This window comes from Flavobacterium beibuense, assembly GCF_004151245.1.
GTDB lineage: Bacteria > Bacteroidota > Bacteroidia > Flavobacteriales > Flavobacteriaceae > Flavobacterium > Flavobacterium beibuense_A.
Genome location: NZ_JUIW01000001.1, coordinates 276716 through 289265 on the forward strand (window position 1 = coordinate 276716; position 12550 = coordinate 289265).

Below are 12550 nucleotides of genomic sequence, written 5' to 3' on the forward strand. Positions count from 1 at the left end.
TTTAAATGATTGATTTTTGATTAATGATTCACTATAAATATACTGAATTATAACATTAACTGCTCTTTGAGTTAAATAGTATTCGTTTAAATGTAAAAAAGAGCGGTTGTACTTTATAAAAAGCACACCCGCCCAAACTTAAATAACCAAGACAATTAATTTATTAATCGTAATCGGTATATCTTACGGCAAATACACAACGGTTATCCTGTCCGTATTTAGAAGTTTCATATTCTGTAAGGTTCCATAAGTAACCTGTGCTGCTGTCATAGTAAAGGTCCTCAGCTCCGTGTGGCCAACGGTAACGTGTACCGGCTCCGTCACCGCTATAGTGACGCACTAAACGTGCAGTAGAACCTTCGTAACTGCTGTTACCTGTTGTTGTTAGTATACTTGTACCTGTTTGTCCTCTTCGATATACACCCTGTACTCTGTAAACAGGTCCGTTGTCGCCACTTTCGTTATCCTGAGGCTCAAGCTGCTGTACAGTCTGGCTTGTAATTATCTGTCCGTTTGAGTTTAAAGCAAATCCATATATCTTAGGAATTTGGTTGTCAGACTGATCTAGGTATTGTCCTGTCCAAAGTCTTGCCTCGCCATCATTTCCTGTTCCTAAAGATATACATGAGTAAGGATTAGCATTATCTATGTCATAATATCCTGTTTGCGGAAGTATATAAGCATAATCAAATGCTTTTAGTGTTCCGTCGCTCTCACGGCCTATACGGCTCTTTGTACTGTCGCCGGATACTGCGATAAGTTTTCTGATGTCAAATACACGCATACCCAGTTTAGTATCTACAACATAAATTTTGTTATTAGAGTAGGCTACACCTCCGGCATGTATGGTAACAGGGCAAAACAGATCTAACTGATTGTATGAGTTAGAAGACTTGTATAACTGGCTGTTGTTCATGTTAGCCTTGTTTTGTACAAGTAGGATATGACGATACGTAATACTGTTCATATTAGTAATGTCTACTAATGCAATTCTAACACCTTTGTGTTGGTTGTTAATACCTGCAATAGTACCGGGGCCTACACCATACCAAGTGGCAAGAAGGAATTTTTTCCCTCCGTAGCTAAATCCTGTAAGACCCTGTGGTCGCCATTCTTCGGTTTGTTCGTCACCGCTGTTCCATTTAAACCCTGTAACCTGATTGGCTGCCGGAATGTTAAACCCGTAAACGCTGTTGTAGCCGCTTTTAGTAGCGGTACGGTTAAGGCTAATGTCATCTGGCTCAAGGAAGCCGTAAGACGACAATGAGTTTACAAAGCTGCTCTCGTCTACATAGCTGATAGGCAGATTGAGAAAAGCCTTAGTTGTAACCTGGGTGTCCTGAGATGTTGCAGCATCATCAGCACTTTGCTCAAGATCGTTTGAGCACGAACAAATTGCACCAGCCATAAGCAGGGCTGCAAATTGTTTTAAGTAAGTGGTTTTCATTTTTATGGTTTTAATAATTATTCGGCTTGTAATGCAGAACAATTCCCCATCATCATTTTCTTTTCATGAAAGTGTTATTGCTTGTAAAAGACTCAAATAAAATAAAAATATACCATCTAATGTTTACGGCTCTATTATTAAAATATTAATAATAAAACGTTTATTTAATTAATAAATAGTGAATATTTATAACGTTAGTTTTTTCGCTATGATAGTTTCTTTTTATGCCTGCGGGAGTAAAACCGTGCGCCTGCTGCAAGCAGGATATAGAGTACAACTATTGCTGCCATTTGCTGCCACTGATTTTTAAGTTCGTAGTATAAAATGAGCAGCCCGCCCAGGGTTAATCCTCCAATAGCCAGGAGTGTCAAGACAGAGGAAGACTGTGTTTTGTCTTTTATTTTATAATTAGCAATAGCCATTAATAAAGAGACTAGTAAGAAGGTTACGCTGCCGAATTCCAGTATAAGCTCCAACCCGCCGATAAGAATAAGTACCGAAGCAAAAACGGCCATAAAAAGAGTAGCATTTCGCGGGATTTTATTTTTACGTTTGGTTACAATTTCCGGGAAGTAGCCATCGTCGGCAATAGCGGCAAGTTGTCGGGAAGCTCCAAAAACAGTCCCACTTATGGCGCTGCTGGTTGCTAGTAGTGCACCTGCAATTACAAGGGTGCTGCCCAGTTTTCCCAGTGCCTCACCTGCTCCGGCTGCCAGTGCATATTCCTTATTCTGAATTATTTTCTCCGCAGGAATGGCAAATAGCGCCCCTAATGCTATTACCACATATATAAGTATGGCCAAAACAATGGCACTGTATATTGCTCTGGGAATATTTTTGTCAGGATTTTTCATTTCGTTTACGGCATTGATAACGAGCTGAAATCCTTCAAAGGCAACAAAAGTAACAGAGGCGACTATCAGTATATTGAGAACACTTGATTTTTCGGCATCAACAGCCATAGTGTCTATAAAGTTAGAGAAGCTTGTTTCGCCATGCTTCATAAGTACAAATGATATTATGGAGAGTAATACCAGTTTGGTATATACCATTATGTCTTCTATTTTACCCATACCATTTACGCTCCAAAGGTTAATAGCGGTAAAAACTCCTATTATACCAATGGCTATTCCTTTCCTGATCCATATATCTCCCGAAAAATCGGTACTGCTTATAGCATAGGATGAAAAAGTATAAGCATATAAAGCCAGTGTGCTGATATATCCGAAAATAACAAACCATCCAATTACCGAGGCCAAAAAAGGTTTATGGGGATATGTTTTTTTATAGAAGGCATAAGTGGCTCCTTCGTCCTTATAATATAACCCGAGTTTTACATACGAGTAGGCAGCCAATGAAGCTATAATACCTCCTATGATAATAGCTACAGGTGTAACATTGCCTATTATTGATACGGATACACCAAGGATAGTAAAGATTCCTCCGCCTACCATTCCTCCTAAAGCAATTGCTATTAGTTCTGCCAGACCAAGGTTTTTGGTTTTAGATTGTAATCCCATGTAAGGTAAATTTTTGAGGTAAGTATAACAAAGTTAGGTCTTTGTAAGAGAGATAACATTAATTTTAGCTTAAAGCTTGTATAATGAAAGCATAAAAAAACCTGAGTAATGCTCAGGTTATATGGTTTTGATGGTCATTATCTTATCTTCAAACTCATCTTTGTTGTGTGATTTACTTTTTATACGGGTCTTGTAGGTATACACTGTTGAAACCGAAAGCTCAAGGAAGTCGGCAATTTGTGTACTGTCCTGTATACCCAGTCTATACAAGGCAAACAAACGCATTTCGGTGTTCAGTAGTTCTCCCTTCTTAATGATGGTTTTATGATTATCAGGAAAAAGGGCATTAAAATCCTCTATAAAAGTGGGGAATAACCTTAGGAAAATCTCATCAAAGTGATGAAAAAGGTTTTCCCTTTCCTTTTTTACATTATAACGCTTAAGGCTGGTAATAACTTCGTCGGTCTTTTTAGATATAATCTTTTGAATCGTACTTTTCTGTAAATGGTCAATTTTATTGATAAAGTCTGATGTAGCTTTAATAAAGTAGGCGATATATTCTTCTTTTATAATATTGGCTTCACTAAGGCTTACGTTCATCTCCTTTAGTTTGGTATAGGATTCTGCCATTGCTTTTCGGGAAGCATTCCTTTCTTTTAGCTGCCTGAAAATAATTACTAGGAATACTATAATGATAGCCGCAAGTACTGCCAGCAATATTACAATATTTTCAAGGGTATCATTCTTATCCTTAATTTTATTGAGCTGTGCTTTTTCTATAATAGGCAGTATGGAAGAAATTTCAATTTTACGGTGTCTGGCATCATAAAAAGTAGCATCATCCATTGCCAGATTAATGTATTTATTAGCTTTTTCAAGTTCACCTGTCTTGAAAAGCTCATTAGCAAGATTACGTAATGCAACAGTTTCCTTTGTGGCATTTTTAATATCTGCTATCGCTGCCAATGTGAGGTAGTAAATACCTTTTTCCTTTAATCCTTGTTCCGAATATATATACCCTAAGCTTGAAGTGGCGATGCCATAATACTCAACTGGAAGCTTATAGTTGTTTATCCAATAGCTAAAAGCAAACTCAGCATCTTTACGGTCCTGCTGTTTCATCCGCTTTAGGCTTACTACAGCCCAGTAATCGTTTGTATTGGTGTCGGCAATCGCTATAGCCTGATTGATATATTCGGTGCCTTTTTGTATATAGTGCACATTATACCTTTGGTCTCGGGTATAATCGGCAAGGTCATAATAGGCACGGGCTTTTACAGAGAAATATTCATATTGTGTTTTTAGATCAAGTCTTTCTGTGTTTTTAATGCTTGAAAGGGTGTCTATCGCTTCTTTAAATAGTCCTGATGATAACAAAACAAATCCTTCCTTTATTTTGGTTTTAGCCAAAAGCTCAGGGTCTTTTAATTTTAGTGCTACATCCTTAGCCTCTTCAATATAGTAGTATGCCGAATCATATTTAAATGATCTGTATTCATTAAACAATGACATATAGGTGGTATATAAAGCTCTTTCATCTTTGCTAAGGATAAACTTCTCCACATGGGTTTTTAATTCCTTTATAGCCGTATATTTCTTTTTAACGTAGAAATCCTTTTTTTGAAGTTCAGCATCCAGTTTTTCAAGAATAGGGTCATTGCCCTTTGCAAAAAGGGAAAAAGTTGTCAGCAAAAAAAAGAGGCTTAGAAGCTGTTTCATTCTGTGAAGTTTTATAGCCTTAAAATGTTGTTATACTACCACATCATTAGCTCACGGCTTTAATATCAAGATAAAAAATAAAGATTTTTTTAACAGATTATTATTGAAAGCCAAAAATACGGTAAAAATTTTCAAGTCAATAAAAAAAATATAATATAAATAAAGTATTGAAAATAAATAATATATATTTTTTGTATATCGTTATTTAATTAGCTTTTTATAAGTATAAATTAATCTAAACATCTACTTGATTTTTTATTGATTGATAAAAATATAATCAATTGAATAATAATAATTTATTTTGAAAAATACCTTTCAATTATCTTGATTTTTAATGAATGTTTTTTTTAAGATTTTTTTAAGAGGTAGTTTCGTATTACTCTTTATTGCATGAGTAACGATTACCTAACAAAAACAACAATTTATGAGAAGTAAAATTATTTATGGGTTAGCTATCATGGGGTTACTGGCCGTAGGCTGTAACGATCCGGATGATGGCAGTTATGTAAATCCTATTACCATTTATGAAAAGGTAGATGGCGAATGGGGATTAATGAATTTAAAGATGGTTGATGAATATGCTAAGGCAAATGCCATAGAACCATCAGAACAAAACCTTAGTGCATTATTTAACTACGAAGACTTTAAGCTACGTCTTAATGTAGACGAAAATATGCAGCCAACAACTTATGAGGTATTGGGTGATGTTCCTCCATTGTTTTCTCCTAACGGTTACTGGAAGCTTAGCTCTCCTTTCCAACAGCCAAATGGTGAAGCTATAAAAATATATTTATATAGTGATGCCCAAAAAACTACGCTTACAGATGAGCTTAAATTAATATCTGTACCGGGCAGTAATGAGCAAATGGAAATTCAGCTGGTAAGGACATCAGGAGGTACTCCTTTTGTTTCCTATTCATTTAAGTTAAATGCAGTTAATTAAGACTAACATGAAAAAAATTATACATTCACTAATATTAGCCTTTTTGCTGTTGCCGGGTATTGCCAAGGCACAGGAGGCGGCAGGGTCTATAAACGACATTTGGTCGTTCCCTGTAATATATGCTTACGACGAAGAAGTGACTTGGTTTTTTGACCTTTCCACTACAACGTTTGCGGCAGAATCTGACGTTTATTTATGGATATGGTCGCCATCTGAACCGGATGCAGGTAACTGGGAAAATTCATCTGAATTTGCCAAACTTACCTATGAAGGTAATATGGTTTGGAGTTTTACCCTTACGCCAACCGAATACTTTAATATGTCTGCCGAAGATATTGCTGCAAGTGCAGGCTTTTGGTTCCGTTTAAAAGACAAAACAGGTTCACTACAATCTGAAGTGCATAATGTAGGTTATACTCCTTTCTCTGATTTTCCGGGTTCAGGGGAGTTGTTTAAATCATATCCTTCTTCACCTCTTATCGATGAAGGTGTAAGTATCCTGTTTAACGCTAACCTTGCAGAAGGTTTTGAAGATGCTACTTCTGTACATTTTCACAGCGGGCTTAACTTTTGGGATCTTAAGGTAGAGTACCAGTCATGGATACCTGAAGTTGTTGAGAAAACACGATTAAAAAACATGGGCGGAGGTATCTATAAAATGGACCTTATACCTCAGGAATACTACAGTGCTCCTGATGGTTATGTAATGGAAAATATAGCTTTCCTTTTTGTTAAGGATGATTGGGCAGCTACAACTCCGGATCAGGTAATTTATGCCGGGGAGTTTATTCCGCCACCGCCACCGGAATTTAAATTTTTCCCTTTACAAATTAGCAAGAAAGACTTTTTAGGGATAATAAGAACTAACAATGAGCCGGGAATAAATACACTTATTTATACGATTACTGCTGGTTCTGTTGAACTTACAGGTGAGTTTGCCGGGGGAGTAAGCGAAATTAAAGGATTTGTTAATCTGGTTACGGCACTGCAAAATGTAGATGTTACAGAAATTCATGTAGTGGTAAAGGATAATACTGACAGGACGATATCTGATTCGGTTATTCCGCTTAAACAGTTGGATTAATAATTCACAATCAACTTAAAAAATCTTTCAATGAATAGTAAAAATACAAAAGCAGGCCTGTACCAGGTACGGGCTAATAAATTGCTGATGCTTACGGTTTTCATGCTTTTATTCTCGGTGGGTATGTATGCCCAGGGGAAAAAGCTGATTTCTGGTACTGTAAATGATAAAACCGGTATGGGTTTACCGGGCGTTTCGATAATTGAGGTTGGAACAACAAACAGTGTAGCTACAGATGTAGACGGTAAGTTTGTTATTGAAGCTGCTGTAGGCAGTACACTTGAAATATCGTTTGTAGGGTATGATACACAAACTATAGTAGTGGAACAAAATACCTCTACGCTAAATGTAACTCTCGAAGAAGGTGCTTTAATGCTTGATGCGGTTGAGGTAGTTTCGGTAGGTTATGGTACCATGAGAAAGTCTGACTTAACAGGTGCAATTTCGACTTTAAGCGGAGACGATCTGTTAAAAGGTAATATAACTTCTACGTCAAGAGTACTTCAGGGTAAAGTTGCCGGTTTAGCGGTAGTACAGGATACGGGTGATCCAAGTGCAGGTTCTTCTATAAGATTAAGAGGAGGTACATCACTAACGGCAAGTAACAGTCCGCTAATTGTAGTGGATGGTGTTGCCGGTGTGGATATAGATATCGTTCAGCCGAATGATATAAAATCAGTAGACGTTTTAAAAGATGCTTCTGCAACTGCTATTTACGGTTCAAGAGGTGCTAATGGTGTAATTATCATTACCACTAAGAGCGGCAGAAAAGGTGCATCAATTGTTTACAACGGTTTTACAGGTATAGGAAAGGCAGCTAACAATCTTGACCTTCTTTCTGCAGACCAATGGAGAGGTTATGTTCGTGATAACAACCTTGCTGATGCGGTTGATTACGGAGGGGATACAAACTGGCAAAAAGAGATTCAACAAACTGCGGTTTCTCAAAACCATAACTTAAGCATTAGTTCAGGCACAGAAACAAGCGGACTAAAAGCTTCGATTCAGTATTTTGATAATGAAGGTGTTATCAAAAAATCAGGCTTAGAGAGATTAAGCGGTAATATTAACGCTTATCAGTATGCTTTTAATAAAAAACTTAAGTTTGATGTTGGTTTAATGGCCAATATAGACAAATGGAATCCGGTTGATTACAGGGTTTTTGAACGTTCATTTAACCTGAACCCAACAATTCCTGTATATGATGAAAACGGTGATTTTACATCTGTAGGAGGTACTCTTTATGAAAACCCGGTTGAAATACTTACTAACCGTACTGCAGACAGCAGAAGACACAGGTTATTAGGTTATTTTAAAACAGAGGTAGATATATTTAAAGATTTTAAAGCCGTAGTAAACACTTCATTAGAGCACAATGCATTACAGGCAGATCAATACAAGCCTTCTTACGCAGTTCTTGAAGGTAGAACTGAAAACGGTTACGCACAAAAAACATATGCAGAATATACTACTGCCCAAATAGAAACTTACCTTACTTACAGCAAACTGTTTGATAAGCATAGCGTTAATGTTATGGCAGGTTACTCTTATCTTGAAAATGTATATCAGGGCTTTGGTGCTCAGCGCAGCGGATTTGAAACAGACTTATTTGGTTACAATAATTTAGGTGCAGGTTACAGTTACCGTTTGGGTGATGTTTACTCTTATAAAGGAAAGTCAAATCTTGTTTCTTTCTTTGGTAGGGCAAACTACTCTTACGATGGTAAATATATGGCTACGGCTACAATTAGGAGAGACGGTTCAAGCCGCTTTGGTGCAAACAACAAATGGGGTGTATTCCCTTCGGCTTCGGTTGCATGGAGAATTTCAGATGAAAACTTTATGAACTGGTCAGATAACTGGTTAGGTAACCTTAAGCTAAGAGTAGGATATGGTGTAACAGGTAACCAGGACGGTATTGGTGAATACAAATCACTTTCTATACTTGGAGTAGGTCAGGATAGTTACTATAACCCTGCTACCGGGACATGGAGCCTTGCTTATTCGCCAACACAAAACCCTAATCCGGATCTTAAATGGGAACAGACAGGTCAGTTAAATATTGGTCTTGACTTTACATTATTTAATATCCTTTCAGGTTCATTTGAATATTATTCAAAACAAACAAAAGATCTTCTTTATACGTATCAGGTACCACAGCCACCTTACTTAGTGGGTACTATGCTTGCTAACGTAGGTGAACTTTCTAACAAAGGTGTGGAGCTTACATTAAATGCAGATGTTATTAATAAAGATAAGTTTACATGGAGTGTAAACGGTACGTTTGCTCATAACAAGCAGGTTATTGAAAAACTTTCAAACCAGACTTATGAAACAGATATTATCTACAGTGGTTCGTTACACGGCCTTTCAGGTATGTCTAACCAGTACTCACAAATTATTGCAGAAGGTTATCCTGTAGGTACTTTTTGGGGTAAGGAATTTCTTGGGTTTGATGAGGACGGACAGTTTATCTTAAGTGAAGAGGAAAAAGCTATTGGAGATGTTCAGCCAGACTTTATTATGGGTCTTGGAATGAATTTTACATACGATAAATTTGATTTAGGTATTTCTGGTTACGGTATGTTCGGGCAGGATGTACTTAACGCAACAGCAATGATGCTTAACGATCCTAACAGGCTTCCGGCATACAACGTACCGGACAGCTATGTAGGTTCTGGTATTAATTCTGCTCCTACCTATTCGAGCTACTGGATTGAAAAGGCTTCTTTCTTCAGATTACAAAATGTAACGCTAGGCTATACTATACCATTTGAGAATATTGGTTCTAAACTAAGAGTATATGTAATGGGTGAAAACCTTGCTGTGTTTACAAATTATGATGGTACAGACCCTGAAGTAAACCTTACTGGTCTTGCAAATCCGGGTATAGACAGGTTTAACAACTATCCAAGGCCAAGAACTTTTTCAATAGGTCTTAATTTCACACTTGCTGAATAAGCGATTTGATAACCTTAAATTTTAAACTAATGAAAATTAAAATAACAGCATTATTCCTTACTTCGCTTTTTGCACTGTCTTGTACAGATCTTGATGAAGATCTGTATGACAGAGTTAAGGATGATAACTTTGGAACTACTCCAAGTGAGGTGGAGGCCCTGGTAGGTGGAGCTTATTCTTCATTACGAGGTTTTAGCGACGGAATTTCAAACTCATTTCCGGGTAGCGAATATGTGTTTTTCCTTAATGCAGTAAGTTCAGACGAAACCGTAATCCCAACAAGAGGTACCGACTGGTTTGATGGCGGGCAATGGCAAAGAGCACAAACCCATACATGGCAACCAAGTGACGGTATGATACTTTCTGCATGGCGTTATTGCTATGCGGGTATCGCAAAAGTGAACTCTATTATTTACCAGATAGATAAGTCAGGCTTAACGGATGAGGCTAAAACTCCTATCTATGCAGAGCTAAGAGCAGTTAGGGCTTATTATTACTACATGTTATTAGACATGTTTGGTAATGTGCCTATTGTTACTGATTTTGAAGACCAGAACTTACCTTCAAACTCAACACGTCAGGAAGTGTATGACTTTGTGGAATCGGAGCTTTTAGATGCACTTCCGCACCTTAAATCAGAAATTGTATACTCTAAGTTTACTAAAAATGTAGCTTATTCTTTACTGGCAAGGCTATATCTTAATTCAGAGGCATTTATTGGTGTGGCCCGTTGGCAGGATTGTATAGATATGTGCCAGAATATTTCAGGCTATTCTTTAAATGTAGACTACTTTGGAAACTTTGCTACAGAAAATCAGACATCAGGAGAGATAATATTTGCTATTCCTTATGATCATACAGCAGGTACAGTAGGTAACTATATGAGCTCTATGAGCTGCCATTACCTTCACAGGTTTACTATTTCGCCAACTGGAGACTATCCCTGGAGTGCAAATGGTATGTCTGCAGAACCGGGTGTTTACTCAAGTTTTGAAGAAGGCGACATAAGACGAAACGCTATGGTTGAAGGTGAGCAAATCAATCTTGCTACCGGTTCGGTTATTATTATGGATAGCGGAGAACCGCTTATTTATACAGAGGATATTCCTGATTTTACAAACTCTACTCAAAATGTAGGTATCCGTTTAGGAAAATATGAAATGAAACCGGGTGAGACCTGGGAGAGAGATCACGACCTTGTGGTTATCCGTTATTCAGAAATTCTTATGATGCAGGCAGAATGTTATGTACGTTTAGGTTCTCCGGGACTTGCACAGCCATTTGTAGAGCAGGTAAGATCTCGTGCAGGTGTTGATACACCGGGTACAATAGATTTAGACTTTATAGATAAAGAACTTTTAAGAGAATTCCTTTTTGAGGGAAGAAGAAGAACCGATAACATCAGATTCGGTACTTTCTTCCAGCCTGGATGGGAACTGGGGACTACAGAGCCATACAGAGCTATTTTCCCTATACCGGAAACAGTGGTGAATACCAATGCCAATCTGGTACAAAACCCGGGCTACTAATTTGTGTTAGTTGCCGGTCTTCCATGTTTGGGTTAGTCGTGGAAGGCCGGCATCTTTTAAGCTTAATAAAAAAAGATTTGATGAACAGGTATTTTACAATATTATTAATAGGGGCTGTAAATTTTGGTATTGCCTTTAGCTGCGGTAGCTGCAGTAAAGACGATTCAGGATCTCAGGATACTCCGCAGGAGGAAACCATAGATCCTGTAGCAGTAACTAAAACAAATGCTACAAAAATTTATATGCACTATATGCCCTGGTTTGAAACCAAGGAGAGCAGTGGCAATAACCAGTGGGGTTACCACTGGACAATGGCTAATAAAAACCCTGACAATGTTGATGCAAACGGGCACAGGGAAATAGCTTCACATTACTATCCGCTAATCGGACCGTATCATTCGGGCGATAAAGATGTTATTGAAAACCATTTACTGCTGATGAAGTACGCAGGAGTAGATGGTATTTTGATTGACTGGTATGGGACTTTTGATTTAAATGACTTTAAGGCATTAAAAGAAAACTCCGAACAGATTATCGATATGCTCGATGAGGTTGGACTGCAGTATGCCATTGTGTATGAAGACAGGTTTTTAAATGATATTGTGAATGCAGGGTTGGCACCTACCGTAACAGGAGCTGCCAAAACAGATTTGGGCTACATGCAAAGCAATTATTTTAATGATGATACTTATATCAAAATAAATAATAAGCCTTTGCTTTTAAACTTTGGTCCTATAGTGCTGCAAACACCAGATCAGTGGACCAGTGCTTTCAGTAACCTGAGTACAAAGCCTACTTTCCTTACCTTATGGAATGAGTCGGCAGAGGCTGGTTCAAATGCTTCGGGAGAGTATGCATGGGTGTATGAAAACAATGCAAACCTTAATAATTTTTATGTAAATAACCTTCCTAACCTGGATGTGGCTATGGGTAGTGCTTATCCGGGGTTTCATGATTTTTATGCAGAAGGCGGTACTTCTACAGTTATTGGCTGGACCATAGATCATAATAACGGGGCTATACTAGATGAAACATTAAGCATGGCACAAAACGCTAATCTTAATTACCTGCAGCTGATAACATGGAATGACTTTGGAGAAGGTACTATGTTTGAGCCAACGGCAGAGTTTGGCTACAACTACATTCAAAAAGTAAAAACATTTGCAGGGGTGCAAAACACAGGAAATGTTTTTACTGAAATAAGTAAACTTTACGATTTAAGAAAAGAGTATAAAGGCAATCCTGATATTCAGAAAAAGCTTGATAAAGCATTCAGTTATTTTGTTTCAATGCAAGCCGATAAAGCGATAGCGCTATTAAACGAAATCCAGTAATAATTGTAATTAA

Annotated in this window: 8 protein-coding genes; 5 read left to right on the plus strand and 3 right to left on the minus strand. The window is 37.6% G+C overall.

Annotated elements, in window-relative coordinates; translation table 11 throughout:
* Positions 1-163 precede the first annotated feature (163 nt).
* The 3 genes from NU09_RS01345 to NU09_RS01355 all read right to left on the minus strand — a co-directional run bounded on the left by NU09_RS01345 (position 164) and on the right by NU09_RS01355 (position 4686).
* Entirely contained in the window at positions 164-1447 is a 1284-nt protein-coding gene (locus tag NU09_RS01345; protein WP_129749446.1) for a hypothetical protein, read from the minus strand.
* Positions 1448-1653: 206 nt separating this feature from the next.
* Complete coding sequence (locus NU09_RS01350; protein WP_129749447.1) at positions 1654-2967, minus strand: APC family permease; 1314 nt, start codon at positions 2965-2967, stop codon at positions 1654-1656.
* A gap of 117 nt (positions 2968-3084) precedes the next feature.
* Positions 3085-4686: a DUF6377 domain-containing protein gene (locus NU09_RS01355; RefSeq protein ID WP_129749448.1), complete on the minus strand. Its 1602-nt coding sequence runs from the start codon at positions 4684-4686 to the stop codon at positions 3085-3087.
* A gap of 424 nt (positions 4687-5110) precedes the next feature.
* On the opposite strand from NU09_RS01355, the gene NU09_RS01360 reads away from it, so the two are divergent.
* The 5 genes from NU09_RS01360 (at position 5111) to NU09_RS01380 (ending at position 12537) form a co-directional block, all read left to right on the plus strand.
* Positions 5111-5629: a DUF5004 domain-containing protein gene (locus NU09_RS01360; RefSeq protein ID WP_129749449.1), complete on the plus strand. Its 519-nt coding sequence runs from the start codon at positions 5111-5113 to the stop codon at positions 5627-5629.
* A gap of 7 nt (positions 5630-5636) precedes the next feature.
* On the plus strand, positions 5637-6713 hold the full coding sequence (locus NU09_RS01365) for a hypothetical protein (RefSeq protein ID WP_129749450.1): 1077 nt from the start codon (positions 5637-5639) through the stop codon (positions 6711-6713).
* Positions 6714-6743: 30 nt separating this feature from the next.
* Positions 6744-9674 carry a SusC/RagA family TonB-linked outer membrane protein gene (locus tag NU09_RS01370; protein ID WP_129749451.1) on the plus strand — a complete coding sequence of 977 codons (2931 nt, stop codon included), beginning with the start codon at positions 6744-6746 and terminating at the stop codon, positions 9672-9674.
* A 29-nt stretch (positions 9675-9703) separates the two neighbouring features.
* Entirely contained in the window at positions 9704-11203 is a 1500-nt protein-coding gene (locus NU09_RS01375) for a RagB/SusD family nutrient uptake outer membrane protein (RefSeq protein WP_129749452.1), read from the plus strand.
* An 80-nt stretch (positions 11204-11283) separates the two neighbouring features.
* A complete protein-coding gene (locus tag NU09_RS01380; protein ID WP_129749453.1) occupies positions 11284-12537 on the plus strand; it encodes a glycoside hydrolase family 71/99-like protein in 1254 nt (417 codons plus the stop codon).
* Positions 12538-12550 lie beyond the last annotated feature (13 nt).